The 26,771-nt window shown below is 70.3% G+C and carries 19 protein-coding genes and 1 pseudogene; 3 read left to right on the plus strand and 17 right to left on the minus strand.

All coding sequences use genetic code 11. The annotated features are described in order from the left end of the window. Window positions 1-30: 30 nt before the first annotated feature. The 8 genes and pseudogenes from OG395_RS19230 to rimP form a co-directional block, all read right to left on the minus strand. A pseudogene (locus tag OG395_RS19230) lies at window positions 31-3,724 on the minus strand (trypsin-like peptidase domain-containing protein). Between the two features lie 211 nt (window positions 3,725-3,935). Continuing rightward, window positions 3,936-4,892: a tRNA pseudouridine(55) synthase TruB gene (gene truB, locus OG395_RS19235; protein WP_327244071.1), complete on the minus strand. Its 957-nt coding sequence runs from the start codon at window positions 4,890-4,892 to the stop codon at window positions 3,936-3,938. After that, on the minus strand, window positions 4,889-5,353 hold the full coding sequence (gene rbfA / locus OG395_RS19240) for a 30S ribosome-binding factor RbfA (RefSeq protein WP_266980906.1): 465 nt from the start codon (window positions 5,351-5,353) through the stop codon (window positions 4,889-4,891). Before rbfA ends, truB begins: the two co-directional genes overlap by 4 nt. Window positions 5,354-5,455: 102 nt before the next feature. Then, a complete protein-coding gene (locus tag OG395_RS19245) occupies window positions 5,456-5,749 on the minus strand; it encodes a DUF503 domain-containing protein (RefSeq protein WP_030933278.1) in 294 nt (97 codons plus the stop codon). 137 nt (window positions 5,750-5,886) lie between these two features. Beyond that, window positions 5,887-8,988: a translation initiation factor IF-2 gene (infB, locus tag OG395_RS19250; protein WP_327244072.1), complete on the minus strand. Its 3,102-nt coding sequence runs from the start codon at window positions 8,986-8,988 to the stop codon at window positions 5,887-5,889. A 150-nt stretch (window positions 8,989-9,138) separates the two neighbouring features. Beyond that, window positions 9,139-9,417 (minus strand): YlxR family protein, encoded by a 279-nt coding sequence (locus OG395_RS19255; RefSeq protein ID WP_327244073.1) that lies wholly within the window; start codon window positions 9,415-9,417, stop codon window positions 9,139-9,141. A gap of 215 nt (window positions 9,418-9,632) precedes the next feature. Further along, window positions 9,633-10,673, minus strand: coding sequence for a transcription termination factor NusA (nusA, locus tag OG395_RS19260; RefSeq protein ID WP_327244074.1), 1,041 nt, complete (start codon window positions 10,671-10,673; stop codon window positions 9,633-9,635). 2 nt (window positions 10,674-10,675) lie between these two features. Next, window positions 10,676-11,173: a ribosome maturation factor RimP gene (gene rimP / locus OG395_RS19265; RefSeq protein WP_266980914.1), complete on the minus strand. Its 498-nt coding sequence runs from the start codon at window positions 11,171-11,173 to the stop codon at window positions 10,676-10,678. Window positions 11,174-11,350: 177 nt separating this feature from the next. Here rimP and OG395_RS19270 point away from each other — a divergent pair, with 177 nt between their 5' ends. The 3 genes from OG395_RS19270 to OG395_RS19280 all read left to right on the plus strand — a co-directional run bounded on the left by OG395_RS19270 (window position 11,351) and on the right by OG395_RS19280 (window position 13,423). Then, entirely contained in the window at window positions 11,351-11,965 is a 615-nt protein-coding gene (locus OG395_RS19270; protein ID WP_327244075.1) for a hypothetical protein, read from the plus strand. Further along, complete coding sequence (locus OG395_RS19275; protein ID WP_266980917.1) at window positions 11,962-12,399, plus strand: ferritin-like domain-containing protein; 438 nt, start codon at window positions 11,962-11,964, stop codon at window positions 12,397-12,399. The genes OG395_RS19270 and OG395_RS19275 overlap by 4 nt, the downstream gene beginning before the upstream one ends. A gap of 118 nt (window positions 12,400-12,517) precedes the next feature. Beyond that, complete coding sequence (locus OG395_RS19280; RefSeq protein ID WP_327244076.1) at window positions 12,518-13,423, plus strand: aminoglycoside phosphotransferase family protein; 906 nt, start codon at window positions 12,518-12,520, stop codon at window positions 13,421-13,423. Window positions 13,424-13,502: 79 nt separating this feature from the next. On the opposite strand, the gene OG395_RS19285 is transcribed toward OG395_RS19280, so the two are convergent. The 9 genes from OG395_RS19285 to OG395_RS19325 form a co-directional block, all read right to left on the minus strand. Beyond that, window positions 13,503-15,203 (minus strand): proline--tRNA ligase, encoded by a 1,701-nt coding sequence (locus OG395_RS19285; RefSeq protein ID WP_327244077.1) that lies wholly within the window; start codon window positions 15,201-15,203, stop codon window positions 13,503-13,505. A gap of 73 nt (window positions 15,204-15,276) precedes the next feature. Continuing rightward, entirely contained in the window at window positions 15,277-15,852 is a 576-nt protein-coding gene (locus OG395_RS19290) for a GNAT family N-acetyltransferase (RefSeq protein WP_327244078.1), read from the minus strand. A 133-nt stretch (window positions 15,853-15,985) separates the two neighbouring features. After that, window positions 15,986-16,831 carry a GNAT family N-acetyltransferase gene (locus OG395_RS19295; protein WP_327244079.1) on the minus strand — a complete coding sequence of 282 codons (846 nt, stop codon included), beginning with the start codon at window positions 16,829-16,831 and terminating at the stop codon, window positions 15,986-15,988. A gap of 174 nt (window positions 16,832-17,005) precedes the next feature. Beyond that, window positions 17,006-18,160, minus strand: a complete 1,155-nt coding sequence (gene ispG / locus OG395_RS19300) for a flavodoxin-dependent (E)-4-hydroxy-3-methylbut-2-enyl-diphosphate synthase (RefSeq protein WP_327249383.1) — start codon at window positions 18,158-18,160, stop codon at window positions 17,006-17,008. A gap of 287 nt (window positions 18,161-18,447) precedes the next feature. After that, window positions 18,448-19,758 (minus strand): M50 family metallopeptidase, encoded by a 1,311-nt coding sequence (locus tag OG395_RS19305; RefSeq protein WP_327244080.1) that lies wholly within the window; start codon window positions 19,756-19,758, stop codon window positions 18,448-18,450. Beyond that, window positions 19,755-21,017: a 1-deoxy-D-xylulose-5-phosphate reductoisomerase gene (dxr, locus tag OG395_RS19310; RefSeq protein ID WP_327249384.1), complete on the minus strand. Its 1,263-nt coding sequence runs from the start codon at window positions 21,015-21,017 to the stop codon at window positions 19,755-19,757. Before dxr ends, OG395_RS19305 begins: the two co-directional genes overlap by 4 nt. Before the next feature lie 1,169 nt (window positions 21,018-22,186). Continuing rightward, window positions 22,187-22,891 (minus strand): hypothetical protein, encoded by a 705-nt coding sequence (locus OG395_RS19315; RefSeq protein WP_327244081.1) that lies wholly within the window; start codon window positions 22,889-22,891, stop codon window positions 22,187-22,189. A 567-nt stretch (window positions 22,892-23,458) separates the two neighbouring features. Then, the gene (gene aroA / locus OG395_RS19320; protein WP_327244082.1) at window positions 23,459-24,706 is read right to left on the minus strand and encodes a 3-phosphoshikimate 1-carboxyvinyltransferase; all 1,248 of its coding nucleotides are present in this window, start codon (window positions 24,704-24,706) and stop codon (window positions 23,459-23,461) included. A gap of 99 nt (window positions 24,707-24,805) precedes the next feature. Then, the gene (locus tag OG395_RS19325) at window positions 24,806-26,752 is read right to left on the minus strand and encodes an acyl-CoA dehydrogenase family protein (protein ID WP_327244083.1); all 1,947 of its coding nucleotides are present in this window, start codon (window positions 26,750-26,752) and stop codon (window positions 24,806-24,808) included. Window positions 26,753-26,771: the final 19 nt, after the last annotated feature.

Genomic DNA, 26,771 nt, shown 5'->3' on the forward strand with positions numbered 1-26,771 from the left:
CGCCCGAACCTGTGTACGTGGGTGTATCTCTTATGCAGGTCTAAGACTGCCATGCCCACGACCCGCGGCCTGCATCGGCATCGGCATCGCGGTGGACACCGCCTCCACGGTCCGCCGCGCACCGGGGCCGATGACCGCCGTCCACTCCTGCGGGGCGTCGGCCAGCCACCCGGTGACCAGTTCCGCAAATCCGGGCACGTCCCGGGCCAATTCGACCAGCCTGCGGTCGAAACGGGCGGCGCCCTCAGGGGTGCGGACCAGCAGCATCCCGGTGCGGTGGACGAGCGCCCGGGTACGGACCGGCGCACGCCGGTCGGATCCGTGGGCCGCCGCGCAGAGCAGCGCGTCGAGGACGACCGGGTCCCGGTGGGCGCCCTGCTCGAACTCCAGCAGGGCTTCCAGCAGCTCGGCCCGCACCGCCCCGGAGGCGGGCGTCCCCGGCGCGGCGAGCACCCGGGCGAGCGCACCGCGCACGGGTGCGGAAGCGGGCCGGTCCCGCAGCAGGCCGGTCACCAGGGGCAGCAGCAGCGCACGGGCGGCGGGCCCGTGCTCCAGCCTGCGGTCGAGGTACGCGGCCACGTGCGCGCCGCCGTCCGGATGGTTGTCGGCGTACGCCCGCACCAGCCCCGCCGCGTGCAGGGCCAGCGCCGGGGCGTCGATCCCGGCGAGGGAGCGCAGCGCCTCACCCGCACCGTCCCCGGACCGGGTGAGCCGGTCCGGGGACGCGCCGATCACCGGCTCGCGATGCGTCGGCAGGGCGACGGCGAGCTCTGCCGCGGACAGATGGGGATCGCCCCGCACGAAGACCCGCAGGGCCCGGGGCAGATAGCGGTCCCTGGTGTGCGGATCACGCACCAGGAGGACGAGCGCGGCCCCGTGCAGATCGACGTCGCCGGGGTGGGCCAGCAGGGAGAGCGCGGTGCGACGCAGGAGCTCACGGTCGGTGTCGCGGGTGGCGTGCGGTGCGGTGACGAGTCCGTACGAGGCGGCGGCGACGCGCCGGGCCCGCCGGACGTCGTCGCGCGCCCAGCGATCGACGGCCCGGCAGAGCACGGCCGGCTCGTCCTCGGCGAGCGTGGCGAGCAGCTCGTCGGCGCGGGGATGCACGGTCGCGACGAGAGCGTCGGTCAGATCGTCGACGGCGAGGTCACGGCGGGCGTACAGCAACGCCTGCGCGGCGGCGGCCACGGTCGGCCGCGTCGCCGCACCGTCCTCGGCGGGCAGCGGGCGCTCATCGGTGAACCAGAGGCAGAGGAGCGGCTGCACGGTCCGGGGCTGGGCGACGAGCCGCCGGGCCACCACGTCCAGAAACCGCTCCTCCCCGTCGCCGCCGCCGTCACGGGCGTCGTCGTCACCGTCGCGGCCCCCGTCCCCGCGCGGCGGACCGTCCGCGGGCACGAGCCGCCTCAGCAGATCGATCCGGTCCGCCTCGGGCAGCCGCAGCCGCCGCCAGAACCACGGGCTGAACTCGCCGTACGACCCGTGCGCACCGGCGCGTTGGACGATGCGCCCCGTGAGCAGCCGGGCCACCCCGAGGTACGGCCTGGCGTCGGGCACCCGGAGCAACGTCTCCGCGAGCAGGTGGGCGGCCCACCAGGAGGCATCGCGCAGCTGCCCGGCCCTCTCGGCGCCGTCGGCCGGTGCCCGGCCCCCGGCTCCCCCGTCCGTCCGTGTCGACAGCCGGTCCATCGCCTCGATCAGATCGGCCAGCCTGTGGGCGAGCGCGGCGGAGCCCTGACGGCGGCCCAGGAGCAGGAGTGCCTGGATCACCGGGCCGATCCGATGGCGCGGTACGGGGAGAGTGCGGGGCTCCCGCGACTGGGCCGGCGCCGGCGGTTCCGCACCGGGCAGTGCCCGGCGACTGCCCGGCTGCGGGCTCCGGGGTGCCGGGACACGCTCCTGCGCCGCCCTCACCTGCTGACCCGGCTCGTCCGCGTGCCACCGGTGGACCAGGGCCCAGGGCCTGGAGTGCCGCGTCCAGGTCCAGATGCGCGCCCTGCACCCAGTCCCCCAGCTCCTCGTGGGCGAAGCGGTAGCCCGCACCCGCCGGGACGAGCAGCCCCTCGGCGAGGACCGCCGGGGCCCAGCCCGTGCGCCAGGGGAAGACCTCCTCGAACACCGCCCGGTCCAGTTCTTCCCCGTGTCCCGGTCCCAGACAGCGCCGTGCAGCCTCGTGGACCCGTCCGGCAACCTGCGCGGCCAGCCGGCGCACCGCCGTGCCCCTGAGGGCCGGGCGGGACACCGCGGCGATGCGGACCGCGATGCGCAGGCACATCAGGTCCAGATGGGCGCCGAAGACGTCCTCCGAGTCCGGCTGCCCGGGCACGTCCGCGGGGAGCGCTTTGCGTACCTCGGCGAGCAGCCGCAGGGTGAGCGGGTGCCGGTCGTGGCCGGGGGCGAGGGCATCGGACGGGAGGGCGTACCGCCCCCTGGCCTCTTCGGCCTGGCTCGCGGTGAGATCGCCCAGGCGCACGGCGGACGGAAGTCCGCGGGCCGGACCGGCGGGGCGGTGCAGCGCGTCGGGCGGGCAGAACGCACCGGCGGTCTCCCAGTGCTCGGGCCTGCAGGCGACCACGAGGCGCACCTCGTTGTCCCGCAGCCATCCGACCGTTCCGGCGGTCCACCGGTCCAGCCGGTGGGCGAGGAGGGGCGGCATCTCCTCGGGGCCGTCCAGCAGGACGAGCAGCGGGGCTCCCGAATCCGCGGCGAGCCGTGCCACCCGCTCGGGAGTGGCCGTCGCCATGTCGCCCCCGGCCCCGGCTGCGGTGACGATCCGACCGGCCTGGCCGAGCGTACGGGCGATCGCGTCGGCCACCGAGGTGTCGTCGGCCAGCAGGTCCGCGCCACGCAGCCAGACGGTGAGGGCGGGGTCGGAGCCGCGGGCGCGGCGGGCGGCGAGCGCCGCGAGTTCGGTGGTGCGGCCGGTACCCGGCACTCCCACGAGGCCGAGGACGACCTCGGGACGTTCCCCGGCGGCCGTGAACGCCGTGAACTCCGCCGTGGTGTCCGGGCGTTCGACGGGGTCGGGCCAGGTGCTGGGACCTCCTGCCGAACCGATCGACATCGCGGTGAGCTGAAGGGCGCCCGCAAGGTTGAGGTCACGCCCGTACCCGGCGACGCTTGTCGCGTTGCGCCGCAGCAGCGCGCCCAGCGGCCCTTCGGCTTCCCCGCCCGTGAGCGGCACCGCCAAGCCGGCGGCAGCGTGTGCGGCGCGCAGGGCGGTGCCGAGCACCGCGATGACAGCGCCGGTCTGCGGATCGAGCACGGGCCCGCCGATCGCCGCGCCGCGCAGGGCGTCGCTGCCGTCCGTGCCGAGCGCCAGCTCCAGGGCGGCGCCGACCCGGTGGGAACGGCCGGCCACGCCGTACGTCACGGGCACCGCGCCCAGCACCCGCGCCTCCCGCCACCCATGGGCGGCGATGCGTACGTACGTACCCGGCTCGATCCGGTCCCGCTGGACGATCGGCAGCGGCTCCACGCCGAGCACGTCGAGCCCCCCGGTGCGCACGAGCGCGAGGTCCAGCTCCGGGAGCGCGGTGATCGCCTCGGCCCCGACCGAGCGGCTCCGGCCACCTGTGCCGTACAGGACAAGCCGGGCAAGTCCGTCGACCGCTTCATGACTGGTCACGACCGTGCCGCGGTCGTCCGCGACGAACCCTGTCCCCCGCAGTCGGCCGGCCGGATCGCAGATACGTACCAGCGTCGACCGGTCCCCGCTTCCCATGGTCCGACGTTAGGTCGGCGATGATCGGCGCGAGAAACGCTCGGAGCAAAAGCGCCCCCGAGTGCACCCTGAATCACTCCGAGCGCCTGCCCATTCAGGTGAATCAGTGGGTTCCGGTGGACAGACACCAGAAGGGGATCGTGGAGCGGGCGCGGGGGGCTGCCCGCTCCACGATGGGGATCCGGATCAGCGACCGGCGGAACCCGTCCCGTCAGGCGAAGACGGCAAGGCTCCTGGCCTTGCCCTTCTGTTCCTCGACGAGCACCAGGAAGGTCCCGTCGGGCCCGAAGACCGCGACCGGCCCCGGCGGGTACGAGGGCATGTCCAGCCGCACGCCGTTCAGCAGCAGCTTGGCCCGCTTCTCGTCCACGTCCCAGCGCGGGAACGCCGCGGCGGCGGCCTCCGCGATCGGCATCACGGTCAGCTTCTCCTGATGCTGATCGAGCGTCCGCGCCGCATCGAGACCGTACGGACCGACGCGGGTGCGCCGCAGCGCGGTCAGATGCCCGCCGACGCCGAGCCCGGCGCCGAGATCGCGGGCGAGGGCACGGATGTACGTACCGGAGGAGCAGACGACGGAGACGACCAGGTCGACGACCGGGGTCCCGTCCTCCGCGACCGCCTCACGGACGTCGTAGACGTTGAAGGACGAGATGGTCACCGGCCGGGCCGGGATCTCGAACTCCTCGCCACCGCGCACCCGGGCGTACGAGCGCTTTCCGTCGATCTTGATGGCACTGACCTTGGACGGCACCTGCATGATCGCGCCGGTCAGTGCGGCGACACCCGCGTCGATGCCCTCACGCGTGACGCCCGACGCGTCGGTGGACGACGTGATCTCGCCCTCCGCGTCATCCGTGACGGTGTCCTGGCCGAGGCGGATCGTGCCGAGGTACTCCTTCTCGGTCAGCGCGAGGTGACCGAGCAGCTTGGTGGCCTTCTCGACGCCGAGCACGAGAACGCCCGTCGCCATCGGGTCCAGCGTGCCGGCGTGGCCGACGCGGCGGGTGCGGGCGATGCCGCGCATCTTGGCGACGACGTCGTGCGAAGTGAAGCCGGACGGCTTGTCGACGATGACAAGGCCGCCCTCCCGTCGCCCGTCGCCACCCTTGCCCGAGGTCGCTTCGCTCCCGCTCCTCTGACCGGGCGCTTTGTTCTGCTGTGTCATTCGGAGGCTGAGCCCTCGTTCTCGTCGGACTCGTCGGCGGCATCCTCCGGCTTGCGGTACGGGTCCGCGTCGCCCGCGTACTTCGCACCGGTCGACACCTCGCGCACCTGCGCGTCCTTGGCCCGCGCCTTGTCGAGGAGGTCCTCGATGGTGCGAGCGTTGTCCGGCAGTGCGTCGGGGACGAAGGCCAGGGTCGGCGTGAACCGGACCCCGGTCTGCCGGCCGACCTCGGACCGGAGCACGCCCTTGGCGCTCTCCAGCGCCGCGGCGGAGGCCGCCCGCTCCTCGTCGTCGCCGTAGACCGTGTAGAAGACCGTGGCCTCCCGCAGGTCGCCGGTGACCCGGGCGTCCGTGATCGTCACGAATCCGAGCCGCGGATCCTTGATACGCCGGTCCAGGGTCTCCGCGACCACGACCTGGATGCGATCGGCCAGCTTTCGGGCCCGCGCGTTGTCGCTCACCGGTCCGTCACTCTTCCTTCTGGGGGTTGCTTACGGTCCGACGCTTCCGGCGTCCTGCGCTTCCGCGTCGGACGATTTCACGTCTGACAGTTCTGACGTTGTTCAGTCTTCGTCGCTGTGCAGCCGCCGTCGAACCGACAGCAGCTCCACCTCGGGCCGGGCGGCCACCAGCCGCTCGCACCGGTCCAGTACGTCCGTGAGGTGTCCGGTGTCCCCGGAGACCACGGCAAGACCGATCTCGGCCCTGCGATGGAGATCCTGTCCGCCCGTCTCCGCCGCACTCACCGCGTACTTGCGCTGGAGCTCGGCGACGATGGGACGGACGATGGAGCGTTTCTCCTTCAACGACCGTACGTCGCCGAGGAGCAGATCGAAGGACAGTGTCCCCACATACATGGATGTCCGGATGTCCCGCCGGTTCGGGTTCGCGCCCTGCCAGCACTTGGCAGGGACACAAGAACCGTACACGGAACGGCCGGGGCCGATCGACGGAAATACGACCCGTCGACCGGCCCCGACTGTTGAGGTACGGGTCAGCCTCGCGGCTTCTCGCGCATCTCGTACGTCGCGATGACGTCGTCGATCTTGATGTCGTTGAAGTTTCCGAGGTTGATACCGCCCTCGAAGCCTTCGCGGATCTCGGTGACGTCGTCCTTGAAGCGGCGCAGACCGGAGATGTTGAGGTTCTCCGCGATGACCTTGCCATCGCGCAGCAGGCGCGCCTTGGTGTTGCGCTTGACCTCGCCGGACCGGACCAGCACACCGGCGATGTTGCCCAGCTTGGACGAGCGGAAGATCTCGCGGATCTCCGCCGTACCGAGCTCGACCTCTTCGTACTCCGGCTTGAGCATGCCCTTGAGGGCCGCTTCGATCTCTTCGATCGCCTGGTAGATGACCGAGTAGTACCGGACGTCCACACCTTCGCGCTCGGCCATCTGCTGCGCACGCCCTGCGGCGCGCACGTTGAAGCCGATCACGATGGCGTCGGAGCCGGTCGCCAGGTCGATGTCCGACTCGGTGACCGCACCCACACCGCGGTGCAGGACCCGGATGTCGACCTCGTCGCCGACGTCGAGCTGGAGCAGCGAGGACTCGAGAGCCTCCACCGAACCGGACGCGTCGCCCTTGATGATGAGGTTGAGTTCCTGGACCAGACCGGCCTTGAGCGCCTCGTCGAGGTTCTCCAGGGAGAACCGGACACCCTTGCGGGCGAAGTTGGCGTTGCGCTCACGGGCGGCACGCTTCTCGGCGATCTGACGGGCCGTACGGTCCTCGTCGACGACCAGGAAGTTGTCGCCGGCGCCCGGGACATTGGTGAGACCGAGGACGAGGACGGGGGTCGACGGACCCGCTTCCTCGACGTTCTCGCCCTTGTCGTCGAGCATCGCGCGGACTCGTCCGTACGCGTCGCCGACCACCATCGTGTCGCCGACCCGCAGCGTGCCTCGCTGGACCAGGACGGTCGCAACGGCACCGCGGCCGCGGTCGAGGTGGGACTCGATCGCAATACCCTGCGCGTCCTGCTCCGGGTTGGCCCGCAGGTCGAGCGAGGCATCGGCGGTGAGAACGACGGCCTCCAGAAGAGCCTCGATGTTGAGGCCCTGCTTGGCGGAGATGTCGACGAACATCGTGTCGCCGCCGTACTCCTCGGCCACCAGACCGAACTCGGTGAGCTGACCGCGCACCTTGGTCGGGTCGGCACCCTCGACGTCGATCTTGTTGACCGCGACCACGATCGGCACGTCGGCCGCCTTGGCGTGGTTCAGCGCCTCGATCGTCTGGGGCATCACACCGTCGTTCGCCGCCACCACGAGGATCGCGATGTCGGTGGACTTCGCACCACGGGCACGCATGGCGGTGAACGCCTCGTGACCCGGGGTGTCGATGAAGGTGATCCTGCGGTCCTCACCGTTGACCTCGGAGGAGACCTGGTACGCACCGATGTGCTGCGTGATGCCGCCGGCCTCGCCCGCAACGACGTTCGTCTTGCGGATCGCGTCCAGCAGTCGGGTCTTACCGTGGTCGACGTGACCCATGACGGTCACGACCGGCGGACGCGAGACCAGAGCCTCTTCGCCGCCCTCGTCCTCGCCGAACTCGATGTCGAAGGACTCGAGCAGCTCGCGGTCCTCCTCCTCGGGGCTGACGATCTCGAGGACGTAGTTCATCTCCTCGGCCAGCAGCTTCAGCGTCTCGTCCGAGACCGACTGCGTGGCGGTGACCATCTCGCCGAGGTTCATCATCACGGCGACGAGCGACGCCGGGTTGGCGTTGATCTTCTCCGCGAAGTCGGTGAGGGAGGCACCGCGCGACAGACGGACGGCCTGCCCGTTGCCGCGGGGCAGCATGACGCCGCCCACCGACGGGGCCTGCATGGCCTCGTACTCCTGGCGCCTCTGCCGCTTCGACTTGCGACCACGACGCGCCGGACCGCCGGGACGGCCGAACGCACCCTGTGTGCCACCACGACCACCGGGGCCGCCGGGACGTCCACCGAAGCCGGGACGACCGCCGAAGCCGCCGCCACCACCACCGGGACGGCCTGCGCCGCCACCGCCACCGCCGCCACCGGGACGACCGGCGAAACCGCCGCCACCGCCACCGGGACCGGCCGGACGACCGGCGAAGCCGCCGCCGGGACGACCTGCACCGCCGCCGGGACGACCCGCGCCGCCACCGGGACCACGGCCACCGCCGGGGCCACCACCGGGACGCGGGCCGGCAGCGGGACGCTGCGGCATCATGCCCGGGTTCGGACGGTTACCACCGGGCGCACCGCCCGGACGCGGAGCCTGCGGACGGGGCATGCCGCCCGGAGTCGGACGGGCACCGCCCTGACCCTGCGGACGCGGGGCGCCACCGGGGCCGCCCTGCGGACGCGGGGCGCCGGGACGCTCCTGGCCGCCACCGGGACGCGGGGCGCCACCGGGGCGGGGTGCCTGCGGACGGGCCATACCCGTCGAGCCACCGGAGGTGAAGGGGTTGTTGCCCGGACGGGGACCGGCCGGACGGGCGCCGCCGGGGCGCGGGGCGCCCTGGCCTGCGGGACGGGCCGGACGGTCGCCACCACGGCCACCGTCGCGCTCGCCACCACGGCCACCGTCACGCTGACCGCCGGCCGGGGCCGGACGGGCGGGGCGAGGACCGGGGGTGGCACCCGCGGGACGCGGGGCCTGCTGCGGCGCGGCCGGCTGGGCCGGGGCCGGAGCGGAGAACTCCGCCGCGGGCACCGGGGTGACCGGAGCGGGCTTCGGCGCGGGCTTGGGACCCGGACGCGGGCCCGCCGACGGCGCGGAAGGCGCGGCAGCGGAAGGGGTGCTGCTGGGGGCCTCGGCTGCGGCCGGCTTGGGGGCCGGGGCGCCGGGCTTCGGGGCAGCGGGACGTGCCGCAGCGGCCGGGGAGGGCGCTGCGGGCTTTACGGGCGCGGCCTTGCGGGGCGCGCCAGGCTTAGCAGCGGACTTGCCGGCGTTGCCGCCGGGCCCCTGCAGTGCGTCAGTCAACTTGCGTACAACCGGCGCCTCGATCGTCGAGGACGCCGAACGGACGAATTCACCGAGTTCTTGGAGCTTGGCCATGACGACCTTGCTCTCGACGCCGAACTCCTTGGCGAGTTCGTATACCCGGACCTTAGCCACTTCGCTCCTTTTAGGTCCGGGTTACCGCCGGACCGTCGCTACTTCATGGGCGTACTCATCGCGTACTCATCGAGTGCTCATCGCAATCTCGACCTACTTCCAACTCGCGAGGTACCTGACCGCACGGGGTCCCCGTGCCGTTCTAGTTTCTTACGGTGTCACCCGCTCGACATACCGCTGCAGCGCCGCGGAATCGAACGGCCCCTTGGCCTTGAAGGCCCGGGGGAATGCCCGACGGCGAACCGCCAGATCGAGACAGACAGTGACGGGGTGCACATATGCACCCCGGCCGGGCAGCGTACCGCGAGGATCGGGGACGCATGCGTCCTCATCCATCACGATGCGCAGCAGCTCGCTCTTGGCCGCTCGCTCCCGGCATCCCACACAGGTTCGCTCAGGGCAAGCGCGGGCGTGCGTCCGGCCAGACACGATTAAGTCTACCTCCCCGCACCGACCTCACCCCTTTGGGGCAAAAATCGAACGGACGTTGTCGTGATCTCAGCGGCATGCCGCGTGGATTTATTCCCTGGGACCGCATCGATCCCGTACTCCGGACCCGGGCCCGGCCGGTCTCCGGACCGGTTCGGTCCATCCTCCGGACGGGCGCCGGTCCACTGCTCGGACCGGCGCCGGTTCCGTACGGTTCAGCCCCGCTCGGACCGTTCCCGGGCCCGCTCGGCCCGCTCACGGTCGGCGATGTCCCGCTCGGCGTCGGTCTCGGTGTCCGGGCGGATGTCGATGCGCCAGCCGGTGAGGCGGGCGGCGAGGCGGGCGTTCTGCCCCTCCTTGCCGATGGCGAGCGAGAGCTGGTAGTCGGGGACCGTGACCCGGGCGGACCGCACTCCGAGGTCCACGACCTCGACCTTGCTCACCCGGGCGGGCGACAGCGCGTTGGCAACCATCTCGGCCGGGTCGTCCGACCAGTCCACGATGTCGATCTTCTCGCCGTGCAGTTCGGCCATGACGTTACGTACGCGTCCGCCCATCGGGCCGATGCAGGCGCCCTTGGCGTTCAGACCCGAGCGGGTCGAACGGACCGCGATCTTGGTGCGGTGGCCGGCCTCGCGGGCGATCGCGCAGATCTCGACGGAACCGTCGGCGATCTCCGGGACCTCCAGCGCGAAGAGCTTCTTGACCAGATTGGGGTGCGTCCGGGAGAGGGTCACGGACGGGCCGCGGACGCCCTTGGCGACGCGCACGACATACGTGCGCAGCCGCAGCCCGTGGGTGTAGTCCTCGCCCGGAACCTGCTCCTGCACCGGCAGGATCGCTTCGAGCTTGCCGATGTCGACCAGGACGTTCTTCGGGTCCTTGCCCTGCTGGACGACACCGGTGACGACATCGCCCTCGTGGCCCGCGTACTCGCCGAACGTCCTGTCGTCCTCGGCGTCGCGCAGCCGCTGCAGGATGACCTGCTTGGCGGTGGTCGCGGCGATCCGGCCGAAGCCGGACGGGGTGTCGTCGAACTCCTTCGGCTCCTGGCCCTCTTCGAGGTCGGCCGGGTCCTCCTTCGCCCACACCGTCACATGGCCGCGCTCGTTGAGCTCCACGCGCGCACGGCGGTAGCTCCCGTCGGTGCGGTGGTAGGCGATGAGGAGGGCCGACTCGATCGCCTCGACGAGCACGTCGAAGGGGATCTCCTTGTCCTGTGCCAAGCCCCTCAAGAGCTTCACATCGATGTCCACGGCTACGCCTCCTCTTCCTTCTTGTCCTTGCGGTTGAATTCGATCTCCACGCGCGCCTTGGCGATCCCGTCGAAGGAGACCCGGCGGGACGTGGGCTTGCGACCCTTGACGCCCGGCACTTCGAGGTCGAGCCCCTCGTCGTCGACAGCGATGATGCGGGCGACCAGCTCGCCGCCCTCATGCAGCTGCAGCTTGGCCAGGCGGCCGGTGGCGCGTACGTAGTGGCGGTGCTCCGTCAGCGGACGGTCGGCACCGGGAGAGCTCACTTCGAGGACGTACTCGTCCTCACCCATCGCGTCGGTCTCGTCGAGCTTCTCCGAGATCGCGCGGCTCAGCTCCGCACAGGCGTCGAGCTCCACGCCCTCGTCGGAATCCACGACGATGCGCAGCACACGTCGGCGGCCGGCCCGGGACACCTCGATCTCTTCAAGATCCAGCTGCTTGGCGCTGACGAGCGGTTCGAGCAGCCCGCGCAGCCTCTCGCTCTGGGTGGTGCTCATCCGGGTGACTCCTCGGCCGCGTGTGCTGTTGTGTGGTTCGTCGCGTGTCAGGTCAAAGGGTATCCGGTCCCGAGGGGTGTTGCCGTCCGCCGACCGGTCGGTCGCGGGTACGCTCGCCTGCGGTGATCACTTCAGGACAGATCCAGTCAGGACAGATCAACGCCCGAAGGAGAACAGGTGCGGCGCACGGGGACGACGCGCAGGGGTGCGCTCACCGTAACGGGGGCGATCGCCCTGGGGGCGGCGCTGGCCGGCTGTGGGGACGACGACAGCGGCGAGGGCCGAAAGGGTTCTGCGCCGGCCGGTGCGCGGGAGGCGGCGGCGAAGGCAGAGAGCGCGCTGCGATTGAGGGCCGCGCGTACGAGCGGCACCCTGCTCGCCCAGTACGAGCAGGTCGTCACGGCCCATCCGGCGACCGCGGCCGGGCTCGTACCGCTGCGTGATGCCGTACGGGCCCATACGGAGGCACTGTCGCCCGGGGCGGACGGGCCGGCGCGGCCGGGTGCCGGCGAAACCGCGGGCACGACTGCGATGCGCGGCGCGGACCGGGCACCGGCCGTTTCGGGTTCACCCACCCCCTCGGGTTCGCCCACCGTTTCGGGTTCCCCCGCCGCCGACGCCAGGACCGCCGTCAAGGAACTGGCCGCGGCGGAGCGCCGCACCGCTGACACCCATACGGCGACGCTCCTCACAGCGCCACCCGAGCTGGCCCGGCTGCTCGCGTCGATCGCGGCCGCCGGCGCGGCCCACGCCTATCTGTTGACCGAACTGGCCAAGGAGACCTCTTCATGAGTGCGCAGACGCTGCAGGCGGCGCAGGCATCGCTCGCCGCCGAGCATGCGGCGGTGTACGGGTACGGGGTGGTCGGCGGCCGGGTCGCCGACGGCCGCCGGGCTGAGGCGACGGCCGCCTACCACCAGCACCGGGCCCGGCGCGACGCACTGCTGCGGACCGTGCGTGACCTGGGCGGTGAGCCGGTGGCGGCGGAGTCCGCGTACGCTCTGCCGTTCGCGGTGCCGGATTCGGCAGCAGCGGTGAAGCTCGCCGCCGTGCTGGAGGACCGGATCGCGGGCGTCTACTCCGACCTCGTACGGGCTGCCGGGGGGCCGCTCAGGCGAGAGGCCGCAGACGCACTGCGGGAGGCCGCGGTGCGTGCGGTCCGCTGGCGGGGCAGCGGCGTAACCTTTCCCGGACTCACCGAGCGGTCCGCCGACGGCACCGCCTGAGCGGGCGGGCCTGCAGGGCTGATGCGAAGCCCGGGACCGGTCCGACGGACGTGACCGATGCGAAGACCGGGACCGGTCCGACGCACTCATGAAGGCTCTGAAAGGGAACACAGCACGTATGGGTTTCGAACCGCCGCAGCGTCTGGTGCGAGCGCTCGGCGAAGTGCACGGGGAGAGGGCCGCCGCCGACTGGCTGGCGCGGCTCCCCGAGCTGATCAACGAGTCGCTGTCCGCCAACGGGCCGGAGCTGGCTCTCGAGCGTGTGGCTGCCCCCGGTGGGCGCAGCAGCCTCGTTCTGCTGGTGCGCCGCGCCGACGGCACCCCGGCCGCGCTCAAGATCGCTCCGGCCGGGGCGGCGCCCGACCTGGAGCAGGCGGCGCTGGCGCACTGGAACGGCTGGGGAGCGGTCCGGCTTCTCGGCTCCGGCGGCGAGGCACTGCTGCTGGAACGGCTGCATCCCGAGGTGTCGCTGCGCTCGTTGCCGGAGGCGAAGGCACTCCTGGAGGCGGCGGGTACGGTACGACGGCTGTGGGTCGAGCCGCCCGACGGGCACTCCTTCGAGACGGTCGCCGAGCGGACCGGCCGGTGCACGGATCCGATGCGGGCCGCCGCCGCGGCCGACCCGGCGCTCGAACCTCTGGTCTCCGCGGCCCTGGCCGTGCGGGAGGAGCTCGTCGCCCACTCCCCCGAAGTCCTGCTGCTGCACGGCAACTTCCGCCAGAGCAAGGTGCTGGCGGGGGAACGGGCGCCCTGGCTGACAGTCGGCCCCGAGCCGCTGGTCGGCGAGCGTGCCTACGACCTGGCGCGGCTGGTACGGGATCGGGTGGAGGACCTCATCGCCTCCCCGGGGGGCCCCGTGACGGCCCGTCGCCGGATCAACAAGCTCGCGGATTCACTGGACGTGGACCGGGAACGGCTCCACGGCTGGACGTTGTTCCGTGCGGTGGAGTCGGGCACCCGCGCGCTGACCGTCGGCCGTCGTCAGGAAGGCGAACTGTCGCTGGAGTTCGCGGGCTGGCTGTAGGCGCCGGCCCCGCCCTCGCAGAACGGCCGAAGGCCCCCGTGCTGTCGGACAGCACGGGGGCCTTCGGCAATTCCGGGTGTCAGCCCTGGGCGACGAGACGAGCGATCGCCTCGTCGACCGTGAGCTCCTCGCGCTCGCCCGTACGGCGGTCCTTGAGCTCCAGGACGCCCTCGGCCGAGCGGCGGCCCGCGACCAGGATCTTCGGGACGCCGATCAGCTCGGCGTCGGTGAACTTCACACCGGGCGAGACGCCCGCACGGTCGTCGACCAGGACCCGCACGCCCGCGGCGCCGAGCTTCTCGGCGACGTCGAGGGCCAGCTCGGTCTGGAGCGCCTTGCCCGCGGCGACGAGATGGACATCGGCCGGGGCGATCTCGCGGGGCCAGCAGAGACCCTGCGCGTCGGCGGTCTGCTCGGCGAGGGCGGCAACGGCGCGGGAGACGCCGATGCCGTACGAGCCCATGGTGACCCGCACGGGCTTGCCGTTCTGGCCGAGCACATCGAGCTGGAACGCGTCGGCGAACTTGCGGCCCAGCTGGAAGATGTGGCCGATCTCGATGGCACGGTCCAGCTTGAGGCCGGTGCCGCACCTGGGGCACGGGTCGCCCGCCTCGACCACGACGACATCGAGGTAGTCGTCGACCTCGAAGTCGCGGCCGCAGACGACGTTCTTCGCGTGGGTGCCGGGCTTGTTGGCGCCGGTGATCCAGGCGGTGCCGGGGGCGATGCGCGGGTCGGCGATGTAGCGGACCTTCTCCAGACCCTGCGGGCCGACGTAGCCACGTACCAGGTCGGGACGGCCCTCGAAGTCCTCCGCGGTGACCAGCTCGACCACGGCGGGGGCGAGGTGCTCGCCGAGCTTGCCGAGGTCGACCTCGCGGTCGCCGGGCACGCCCACGGCGACGATCTCGCCGTCGACCTTGACCAGGAGGTTCTTCAGGGTCGCGGAGGCCGGGACACCGAGGTGCGCCGCGAGCGTCTCGATGGTCGGGGTGTCGGGGGTGTCCAGTTCCTCGACGGGGCCGTGTGCCGAGCCGTCCGCGGGCGTGGCCTTGAAGGTCACGGCCTCCGTGTTGGCCGCGTAGTCGCAGGCGGGGCAGTCGACGAAGGTGTCCTCACCGGCCGGGGCGGGTGCCAGGAACTCCTCGGACGCCGAGCCGCCCATCGCACCGGAGACCGCGGAGACGATGCGGTGGTCGAGACCGAGCCGCTCGAAGATGCGGATGTAGGCGGCGCGGTGCAGCTGGTAGGCCTCGATGAGACCCTCGTCGGTGGTGTCGAAGGAGTAGGAGTCCTTCATCTGGAACTCGCGGCCGCGCAGCACACCAGCGCGGGGGCGGGCTTCGTCGCGGTACTTCGTCTGGATCTGGTACAGGATCACGGGCAGGTCCTTGTAGGACGTGATCTGATCCTTGACGACCTGGGTGAAGATCTCTTCGTGGGTGGGGCCGAGGAGGTACTCGGCGCCCTTGCGGTCCTTGAGCCGGAACAGCAGGTCGCCGTACTCGTCGTAGCGGCCGCTCGCGTCGTACGACTCCTTGGGCAGCAGCGCGGGCAGCAGGACTTCCTGGCCGCCGATGGCGTCCATCTCCTCCCGCACGACGCGGGTGATGTTCTCCAGGACCTTCTTGCCCAGGGGCAGCCAGGTCCAGATGCCGGCCGCGGTGCGGCGTACGTAACCGGCCCGGACGAGCAGCTTGTGGTTGAGCGTCTCGGCGTCCGCCGGGTCGTCGCGCAGTGTCTTGATCATCAATCGGGACATGCGCTGGACCTGGGCCATGATGAACTCCTGCTCGGAAGGGTGATGTGCAGGAGGTTAGCCGGGTGGCGGGGGCGGGCGGAAATCGATTGGCTCAGCCCCGGTCCCGGCGGCGCAGCGGAAGAGGCGCTCCCATCACCACGTACGGCTTGGGAGCGCTGGGAAACAGCACCTGCCGGGCCAGGTCCCGGTAGCCGAGGGTGCGATACAGACCACGTGCCGGGCTCTCCGTGTCGATGGCGGAGAGGATGGAGCGCGGCTGATCGACGGCGTCCGTGATGGTGGTGATCAGGGTGCGGCCGATGCCCCGGTTCTGGAACTCCGGATGGACATGCAGTTCGGTGATCACGAAGGAGTCGTCGAGCCAGTCCTCGGAACCGGTGGCCCGCAGGTAGGGCTCGACGACGGTGGACCACCAGTGGCCGCGTTCGTTGGGCATGCCGTAGACGAACCCGACGAGGCGGCCGGTCGCGGTGGTGGCGCCGAGGGCGCGGGCGCAGGGGTGCTCGAGGTGTCTGAGGACGATATGGCGACGTACCTGGACCTCGTCGTGACCGAGACCGAAGGCGACGGCCTGCACGGCAAGCGCCTCGTCCACCCGCGCGGCGAGATCGATCGGCCCGACCAGAACACTGGGAGTGCGGGCGCCGCCCCCTGAATCAGCTGCCATGCGCCGAACCCTACTGTCCGCGCCGGACTGGGGATACGTGGCAGGAGTGCCCGCGGCTACGGGGGGAGCGTTGCCGACGGCGTCGGGCGCGCACGTCGACGAGGCCGTGCCGCTCCCGGCCATTTCGTCTCGGTCAGAAGAGCACGCTCATGAACGCGCCGACCTCACGGAAGCCGACCCGGGTGTATGCCCTGCGGGCCGCGGTGTTGTAGTCGTTCACATACAGGCTGACGACCGGTGCGACATCGGCCAGTGCATAGCGCAGGACCGCTGCCATCCCGGTCTCGGAGAGGCCGCGGCCGCGGTGTTCGGGGGCGACCCAGACGCCCTGGATCTGGCAGGCCTGCGGGGTGGCAGCGCCGATCTCCGCCTTGAAGACGACCTTGCCGTCCTCGATCCGGGCGAAGGAGCGGCCGGTGCCGATGAGTTCGGCGACGCGTGCCTGGTAGAGAAGTCCGCCGTCACTGGCCAGCGGCGAAATGCCCACCTCCTCGGTGAACATCGCCACGCAGGCCGGCATCAGGATCTCTATCTCGTCCTTGCGGATGCGGCGTACCAGTGGGTCGGGCGTCACACCGGCGGCAGGGCGCTCGGCGACCATGAGCGGCTGGTTGGCCCTGACCTCGCGGGCGGGACCCCAGCCCGGCTCGAGCAGCCGCCAGAGCTGGGCGGTGGGCTCGGCGGGGCCCACGATCGAGGAACAGCGGCGGCCGGCCCGACGGGCCCGGTCGGCGAACGCCCTGATGGCCTCCGGGGTGGCACAGATGGGTACGAGATTGGCACCGGAGTAGCAGAGCGAACGCAGTCTGCCGTCCGCGTACCAGCCCCACATCTCGCCGCCGAGGCGCCAGGGATCGAGCCCTGCGATCTGGACCCGGGACGTCACGAAGGCATTGGCGACGGGGTCGCTCTCGAGGATGGCGAGCGCGGCGCCGAGGTCGCTGGGTTCGAGGACCCGGGTGGTGGTCTGCGTCAACACAAGGGGGCCTCACCATGCGGTCTGCTGATTTCCGCACTGTACCGAAAGAGGCTGGCAGGCGCCGCCCCATGCCCGTCAACAGCATCCACGGCCACCGTGAGGTCTCTCACGACCGTGCCCCGCCCGACGGCTTGTTCGTCGGACGGGGCACGGTCACAGGACAAGAATTCGGCCTCAGCTGATGGAGACCTCGGGCTCGCCGGAGGCGATGCCGTCCTTCTCCATCTGCTCGGCGATCTTCAGGGCTTCCTCGATGAGCGTCTCGACGATCTTCGACTCGGGAACCGTCTTGATGACCTCGCCCTTGACGAAGATCTGCCCCTTGCCGTTCCCGGACGCCACACCCAGATCCGCCTCACGGGCCTCACCCGGACCATTGACGACACAGCCCATCACGGCAACCCGCAACGGCACCTGCATGCCCTCAAGACCCGCCGACACCTGATCCGCCAGCTTGTACACATCCACCTGCGCCCGACCGCACGACGGACACGACACGATCTCCAGCCGCCGCTGCTTCAGATTCAACGACTCCAGAATCTGCAGCCCGACCTTGACCTCCTCGACCGGCGGCGCCGACAACGACACCCGGATCGTGTCCCCGATCCCCTCACTCAGCAACGCACCGAACGCCACCGCCGACTTGATCGTCCCCTGGAACGCCGGCCCCGCCTCCGTCACCCCCAAGTGCAACGGGTAATCACACTGAGCCGCCAACTGACGGTACGCATTGACCATCACCACCGGATCGTTGTGCTTCACCGAGATCTTGATGTCCCGGAAACCATGCTCCTCGAAGAGCGACGCCTCCCACAACGCCGACTCCACCAACGCCTCAGGAGTCGCCTTCCCGTACTTCTTCAGCAGCCGCGCATCCAGCGAACCCGCATTCACACCGATCCGGATCGGCGTCCCCGCATCACTCGCGGCCCGCGCGATCTCCTTGACCTTGTCGTCGAACTGCTTGATGTTCCCCGGATTCACCCGCACCGCCGCACAGCCCGCATCAATCGCCGCGAACACATACTTCGGCTGAAAGTGAATATCCGCAATCACCGGAATCTGCGACTTCCTGGCAATCGTCGCCAACGCATCCGCATCATCCTGCGTCGGACACGCCACCCGCACGATCTGACAGCCCGACGCCGTCAACTCCGCGATCTGCTGCAACGTCGCACCCACGTCCGACGTACGGGTCGTGGTCATCGACTGCACCGACACCGGCGCATCCCCACCGACCGCCACCGACCCGACCTGGATCTTGCGGCTGACCCTCCGGTCGGCGAGCTTGGTCGGAACGGACGGCATTCCGAGAGAAATCGCAGTCATGCGCTGAGCATCCCCAAGGTGTGGATCAAGGTCCCGAGATCGGCGGGCTCCGACCTTCGAGGTTACGGCACCGGGGGGAACCCCGAGCACACCGCATCCCGAAGTCCGTACAAACAGAGGCGCCCGGACATCAGATGTATGCCTGGTCACCGCCTGTGGTTCGCCGGGCTCGATCTGGCCGATTGTCGCGCCGGGGTCGTCCGGCGCGACGCGTGGCAGGCCGACGCGCCAGGCCGGGCAGACGCCAGGCCCAAGGGCGCGCCGGACCGGTCGACGCTCCGGGCCCGTCAGGAGATCTTGACCGGATTGACGATGTCGGCCACCAGGACGAGCAGGGTGAAGCAGATGAAGACACCGGCGACGACATAGGCGACCGGCATCAGCTTGGCCACGTCGAAGGGGCCGGGGTCGGGGCGCTTGAAGACCCGCGCCACATTGCGGCGCAGGGACTCCCAGAGCGCTCCCGCGATGTGCCCCCCGTCGAGCGGCAGCAGGGGCAGCATGTTGAAGAGGAACAGCGAGAGGTTGAAGCCGGCCAGCAGGAACAGCATCATCGCGATCTGGTTCGTCGCCGGGACGTCCAGCGTCATCACCTCGCCGCCGATCCTGGCCGCGCCCACGACGCCGACCGGGGAGTCGGCCGCTCGCTCGCCGTCACCGAAGGCTGCGCTCCACAGGTCCGGGATCTTGGACGGGAGGGCGATGATCGAGTCGACGCCGTTCTCGATCATGTCGCCCATGCGGACGACCGAGTCGTTGAAGGAGAGCGGAACGATCTCGGTCCGGGCTGCGAAGCCGAGATACCCGGCCGGGACGTACTTGCCGGGGATCACCTCACCCTTGGAGTCCTTCTTGGCCACCGAGTTCTTCTGCAGCACGGCGTGGAGGGTCTTCTCCTGGCCATCGCGCTGGACGGTGAGGGTGGCGGGGCCGACGGTTTCGCGGATGCGGTCGGAGAGCGTGGCCCAGTCGTCCACCTTCTGACCGTCGAAGGCGACGATCTTGTCGCCCTTCTTCAGTCCGGCAGCCTGCGCGGGCGAGACCGGGTCGCTCTTCTTGCAGCTGTCCCGCTTCTCGCTCTGCGCGATCACGCATTTCTGGACGCCCGCGACCTCGGTGGTCTGCGTCTGGAAGCCGAAGGTCATCGCCACACCGAGGAAGATCGCGACGGCCAGGACCAGGTTCATGAACGGTCCGGCGAACATGACGATCACGCGCTTCCATGGCTTGCGCGTGTAGAAGAGGCGCTTCTCGTCACCCGGTTCGAGTTCCTCGAAAGCAGCTTCTCGGGCGTCCTCGATCATTCCTCGCCACGGCGAGGTGGAGCGCGCCTCGATCCGTCCGTCCGGACCGGGCGGGAACATGCCGATCATGCGGATGTAGCCACCGGCCGGGATCGCCTTGATCCCGTACTCCGTGTCGCCCTTCTTCCGCGACCAGATGGTCGGACCGAAGCCGACCATGTACTGCGGGACGCGGATCCCGAAGAGCTTCGCGGTCGACAGGTGTCCCAGCTCGTGCCAGGCGATCGAGAACAGCAGGCCGATGGCGAAGACGACGATGCCCAGAATCGTCAACAGGACCGTCGTAATACTCATGCGTGCGCCTCCGCTGTCGCTTTCGCCGAGAGTTCCCGAGCCCGGGCCCGTGCCCAGCTCTCCGCTTCCAGGACGTCTGCGACCGTGAGTGAAGTTCCCGTGGGAGGGGTGCCGTGTTCGGCCACCACCGCCGTGACCGTATCCATGATTCCGTTGAACGGCAGCTGTCCTGACAGGAAAGCGTCCACGCACTCCTCGTTGGCGGCGTTGAACACCGCGGGCGCGGTGCCGCCGAGCCCTCCTACGTGTCGGGCCAGGCCCACGGACGGGAAGGCGTCGTTGTCGAGCGGGAAGAACTCCCAGCTGGACGCCTTCGACCAGTCGAAAGCCGGTGCCGCGTCCGGGATGCGCTCCGGCCAGCCCAGGCCGATGGCGATCGGTCCGCGCATGTCCGGCGGGGTGGCCTGGGCAAGGGTGGAGCCGTCGGTGAACTCCACCATGGAGTGAACGTACGACTGGGGGTGGACGACGACCTCGATCTTGTCGAACGGGATGTCGTAGAGGAGATGCGCCTCGATGACCTCCAGTCCCTTGTTGACCAGAGTGGCGGAGTTGATCGTGATCACCGGGCCCATGGCCCAGGTGGGGTGCGCGAGCGCCTGCTCACGCGTGACGCTCGCCAGCTCGCTCTTCGTCCGTCCCCGGAACGGGCCGCCGGATGCGGTGACGACAAGCTTCCGGACATCGGCCCGGGTGCCGGCGGCGAGCGCCTGGAAGAGCGCGGCGTGCTCGGAGTCGACCGGGATGATCTGGCCCGGCTTGGCCAGGGCCTTCACCAGCGGCCCGCCCACGATCAGCGATTCCTTGTTGGCGAGGGCGAGGGTGCGGCCCGCCTCCAGCGCGGCGAGCGTGGGGGCCAGACCGATCGAGCCGGTGATTCCGTTGAGCACGGTGTGGCAGTCGCTCCCGGCGAGCTGCGTGGCGGCGTCGGGCCCCGCCAGGATCTCGGGCAGCGGCTCCCCGGCCCCGTACTGCTCACGCAGCGCCTCGCGCAGGGCCGGCACCGCGTCCGGTGCGGCAACGGCCACGGTGCGCACCCTCAGCTGCCGGGCCTGCTCGGCCAGGAGGGCAACCCGGCCGCCCGCGGCGGAGAGCGCGGTGACGCGGAAGCGGTCGGGGTTACGCAACACCAGGTCGATGGCCTGGGTGCCGATGGACCCGGTGGAGCCGAGGATGACGAGATCCCGGCGTCCTTCCACTGCGTCGAAGACGAGGTGCGGGTCGGCGAGGGGGGCTGGGCTGTCGCTCATGCCCCCCATTGTTGCCGCATCGGCCCGGCAGGCGGACAGCGCGTCCCCGGAGAACTCCGGTAGGAGCAGCTCAGGAAGTGTTCCTGTGAATTCCGGCAGCCTCTGGGCGGCGGCCCACCAGGCGTCGACGTCCTCGCCGAGGGCGGCGCGGGTGAGCGCCGTGGCGCGAGCATGGGCGGCTGTGACGGCTCCGGGCAGGTCGAAGCGTTCCAGGTGACCGAGCCACCAGCTCTCGTCCAGGGCCCGGAGCGCCGGGGCGCCGTGGAGGATCACATCGTCGCCGGTGAGCAGGCCGGCGACCAGAGCCTGCTTGCGCCGGGCCCTTTGCGACCACCCCTCGATGTGTGCGAGGTCCGCGACTACGGCGTCCCTGACCCGGTGGGCTTGGCCTCCAAGGCGCACCGGGTCGCGACCACGGGTCCGGGCGGCGCCTCGGCGTCCCCTGTCGGGCACGGACAGGACGCGGTCGATCTCGCGTTGCACCGCAGCCCGCTCGGCGTCGTTCCACCGCAGCCCTCCTCGTACCTCGACGGCAGGCAGCAGCAGGGTGCGGTCGAGCGGGGCATGGTGTCGGACCAGTTCGGCGGGGGTGATCGCGCCGGTCCTGACCGCTCGCACGGCCGGGCGGTACCACCAGCGGCTGTACGAGCGAGTCCCCCGGGTGTCGAGAAGCGCGAGCACCACCTCGCGCGGGCACTCATCGCTCAGGATCAGCGCTTCGACGGCGCCCGGGGGCAGTGGCTCACGCCGGTGCTCGGCCACCAGCAGACCGAGGTCGAGGCGGTGCGGAGCGTCCAGGATCCGCAGGGCATGGCGTACGCGCTGATGGCCTCGCAAGAGTGCGATGAGCTCCCGGGTGCCCAGCTCGGGTACATGCGCGGCGGGAGCGATGGCGCGACGCATGTTGCCGGTGGTGCGCCGGTGGGCATACACCGCTCGGTCCACCTCGTACTCCTGGTGTTCCAACAGCCTGAGCAGTAAGCCTCGTTCGGTCTGTTTGTTGCGCGCCAGAGCGACTCGGTCGCCGGTGCTTCCGTCCTCGAGTACGTACTCGACGACGGCCGGTGTCGTGGTGTGGCCGGCGAGGAGCTCCTCGCGCTGCTGTGTTTCGAGACGGTCCAGCAGTGCCGGGACGACGGCAGTGGGGGCGTGCCGGATCAACTGGGCGAGTGCGGAGATCATGATGCGCGGAACTTCCGCCACTGCTCGGCCATGACGTCCTGCGGGATGCCGCCTATGTCCTCGGTGCTGGTGGTCTCGCCGCGGAAGGCGAGGGTGGTGGAGCCGGAACGGACGACGGTGAGGTACTCGTACAGTTCCGACTTCTCCTTCACATCGCGGACGGTGAAGCGGTACGCCTTCACGCCGTCGGCTTCGGCTGCGAAGTCGGGAGCCTTGGCGGGTTCGACCTTCAGATACTTCGCGCGTGCAATGGCCCGCTCTTCGGTGAATCCTCCGGCGCAGCCCTTGCCCGCCCTGCCGAGCGCCTTCATGACGTCGGCCGCGTCGCCGTTCGTGTACGACCGGAGGGTGACGTCGATGGTGATGCCGAGCATTTCTTCGGGGATGTCGACTCTGCGCTGGACCTGTGCGGCCGGGTCGTAGTCACTGACCTCACCCGCGAGGCTGACGAGCGGCTGACACCTGGCTGGATCTGCGGTGTACGCATCGCTGAGCGGACCGTCGAGTGTGTAGGGGGAAGCTGTGTACTCACCGACGGCCTGGCCTTCGGTGAACGCGACCGCCTTCAGTTGCGCCTCGGTGAGCGTCTTCGGCGCGTGCGCTGCCGCAGAGGACGTGCCCTTCTTCGAGTCGTCGGACCCACCCGACGCCTCCTCGTTACTGCACGCGCCCGCCCCCAGGGCCATAACGACCGCAATCATCACGGCCACCGCCCGACGCCGCCGCCCACGTTGATCCCACACACCGAACATCGCTGCCCCCATTTCGCTGCCGGTCCTCATATCCCTTTGGTTCTGCAGTTCTGGATCAGTTCTCGCTCGACGCCCGATTGTGCTGCACGCCCGTGGTCCGGGCTCACTCCGTCGACCACAGAAGCATCACGGACCTTTGCGGCCACGGACAGTGATTTTTCGTCAGGGCCTTCCTTGCTCGTCAGGGGCGTCGGCGGCCGTGATCGATGACGCTGTGGTCATGCGATCACTCACGTACGCACGCAATCGCGCTCCGCTCGCCGGGTCGACGTCGGCAGTTCAGGCAATTCGGGTGGCGGCGCCCCCATGCACAGGCGTCGAGGACTCCCGGCGCGGCCACGTCGTCATGGGGTGAGCACACAGGCTCTCAGCCCTGCTTCAGGTGAGGCAGCCGCTCCATGCGTCGGCGTCTTTGCCCGTCCGAACTTCGGAATTCGGCTTCGGGTGAGCTGACGGCAGAGGGTGGTGGGCGGCGTGAACATGAAATCTCCCACGGGCGACGTGGGCCCAGGAATCCTAACGGTTCGTAAGATCCGTGAAATCCGTGAACACCTCATGAAACTGCGGAAACGTCTTCCGGACACAGCAAGGGTCGTCGTAGGTGATGCCGGGAACGCGCAGACCGGCAACGGCGAACGACATGACGATGCGGTGGTCGCCGTGGGTGACGATCTCGGTGGGCCGGGGTGTGCCGGGGTGGATCTCGATCCAGTCGGCTCCCGTCTCGACGATGATGCCCATGCGTCGGAGGTTCTCCGCGCAGGCTTCCAGACGGTCGCACTCCTTCACCCGGGTATTGCCGACATCCTCGATGCGCACGGGCCCCGAGGCGAAGGGGGCGAGCGCCGCCAGCGTCGGCATGGTGTCGGAGATGTCGCGCATATTTACCGTGATGCCGGAGAGCTCGCCACCGGAGCGGACGGTGGTGGAATCGGCAGTGGTGCGCACATCGGCGCCCATACGGCCCAGCACGTCGACGAACCGCAGGTCGCCCTGGAGTGCGTCCGTCCCGAGGCCGCGAACGGTGACCTCGTGCCCGGTGAGGGCTGCGGCGGCGAAGAAGTAGCTGGCCGTGGAGGCGTCGGGTTCGACGGTGTACGTAGTGGCCCGGTAACCGCCGGGCGGCACGGTGAAGGCATTGTTGTCGTGGCCGCTGCGGGCCACCTCGACGCCGAAGCTGCGCATCATCGCGAGGGTGATCTCGATGTACGGGGCGGAGACCAGGTCGGTGACGGTGATCCGGAGTCCTTCCGCGGTCAGCGGCCCGAGCATCAGGAGTGCGGTGAGGTACTGGGAGGACTGCCCCGCGTCCAGGGTGAGTGCGCCTCCCTTGATCCCGGCGGCGACGATCCGCAGCGGATGGTGGCCTTCGGCAGCCTCATGATGCAGCTCGACACCGAGCGTGCGCAGGGCCTCGGTGAGCGGGGCAAGTGGGCGGCGGCGCATCTGCGCGGAGGCGTCGAAGCGGTACGTGCCGGAGGCTGCGGCTGCGGCAAGGGTCGGCAGGAAGCGGGCCGTGGTGGCGCCGTCACGACAGTAGATGTCGGCCTCGGTGGTGGCGGGTCCGGCCGGGCGGCCCCCGATGTGCCAGCGGTCCGCTTCCTGCGCAACCTCGTAACCGAGGGACGAAAGGCCCTCGGCGAAGCCCTCGGTGTCATCCGAGCGCAGTGGGCGCACAAGGGTGGTGATGCCGTCCGCGGCAGCAGCCAGGAACAGGGCGCGTGCGGTGACGGACTTGGAACCGGGGATGTCGATGACGGTCACGGGACCCCATCCTGCCGTGTGGCACACGGCCGGGCAGGGGGCGTCCACTCGCTGGACGCCCCCTGCCCGGCCCGACCGGTCGGCTCGATGGACCGGCGGTCAGCGGATGGGACGGTGAACGTTGTCCTTGGTTGCCGGGCCGGGGGCGGCGTCGGCGATCCAGGGGCCCTCACCGCTCGGGTCGACGACACCCTGTTCCAACCAGAGGTACGCCCCGGACAGAACGCCGTCGACCACGCGCCGGTCGAGCTGATCGGTGTTGGACCACAGGCGGGTGAAGAGTTCCTCGACGCGAATGCGGGACTGGTGGCAGAAGGCGTCGGCCAGTTGGTAGGCCTCCCGGCCGTGCTCGTCGGTGGTGCGCAGAAGTTCGGCACGGACGCAGGCGGCGCTCATCGCGAAGAGTTCGGCACCGATGTCGACGATCCTGCCGAGAAAGCCCTGCTTGGTCTCCATGCGCCCCTGCCAGCGCGACATCGCGTAGAAGGTGGAGCGGGCCAGTTTGCGGGCAGAGCGTTCGACGTAGCGCAGATGGGTGGACAGGTCTGGGTGCCCGGGCGGATGGAACTCGTTGTAGGTGCGCGGCAGTTGCCCTGGTCCGGTGACAAGCTTGGGCAACCAGCGGGCGTAGAAGCCGGCGGCGTTCGCTCCCGCCTTCGCCTTGGCCGAGAGGGGCTTGTCGGGGTCGATAAGGTCTCCGGCGACCTTCAGGTGGGCGTCGACGGCCTCGCGGGCGATCAGCAGATGCATGATCTCTGTCGAGCCCTCGAAGATCCGGTTGATCCGCAGGTCGCGGAGGAGCTGTTCTGCGGGGACGGCCCGTTCGCCCCTGGCGGCGAGGGAGTCGGCGGTCTCGAAGCCCCGGCCGCCCCGGATCTGGACCAGTTCGTCGGCCATGAGACAGCCCATCTCGGAGCCGTACAGCTTGGCCAGGGCTGCCTCGATCCGGATGTCGTTGCGATCCTCGTCCGCCATCTGCGAGGCGAGGTCGACAACTGCTTCCAGGGCGAATGTGGTGGCCGCGATGAAAGAGATCTTGGCGCCGACGGCTTCGTGCCGGGCAACCGGCCTGCCCCATTGTTCGCGGACCGCCGACCATTCGCGGGCGATCTTCAGGCACCACTTTCCCGCTCCGACGCACATGGCGGGGAGCGACAGCCGGCCCGTGTTGAGCGTGGTGAGGGCGATCTTGAGACCGGCTCCCTCGGGGCCGATGCGGTTGGCGGCCGGGACCCGGACGCGGTGGAAGCGGGTCACACCGTTCTCGAGCCCTCGCAGCCCCATGAAGGCATTGCGGTTCTCCACGGTGATGCCCGGGGCGTCCGCCTCGACGACGAACGCGGTGATGCCGCCCTTGTGGCCGACCGACTTCGGGACGCGGGCCATGACGACCAGCAGGTCGGCGACGACACCATTGGTCGTCCACAGCTTCACACCGTCGAGGATGTAGTCGGGACCGTCCGGCACGGCCGAGGTGGCGAGCCGGGCAGGGTCGGAGCCGACATCCGGTTCGGTGAGAAGAAACGCCGAGATGTCGGTGCGGGCGAGCCGGGGAAGGAACGTGTCCTTCTGCTCCTGACTGCCGAAGAGCTTCAGCGGCTGCGGTACGCCGATGGACTGGTGGGCGGAGAGAAGCGCGCCGATCGCCGGGTTGGCGGAGCCGACCAGGGCGAGCGCCCTGTTGTAGTAGACCTGGGTCAGTCCCAGGCCCCCGTACTTCGGGTCGATCTTCATCCCGAGGGCGCCGAGCTCCTTGAGGCCGTTGATGACCTCGTCGGGGATCTTCGCCTCACGCTCGATCAGAGCGCCGTCGATCTCGGTTTCGCAGAAGTCGCGCAACCGGGCGAGGAACGCCTCGCCGCGCCGGACGTCGTCGCCGGGCGGCATTGGATGCGGATGGATCAGGTCCAGCCGGAAGCGGCCGAGGAAGAGTTCCTTGGCGAAACTGGGCTTGCGCCAGTCCTGCTCGCGTGCGGCTTCGGCCACTTGACGGGCTTCACGCTCTGTGACCTTGGGCGTGTTCTTCGGAGCGGATGGTGCGGACATGAGGAGCTCACCTCGCCGC

Source organism: Streptomyces sp. NBC_01320 (genome assembly GCF_035974375.1).
GTDB classification, from domain to species: Bacteria; Actinomycetota; Actinomycetes; order Streptomycetales; family Streptomycetaceae; genus Streptomyces; species Streptomyces yanii.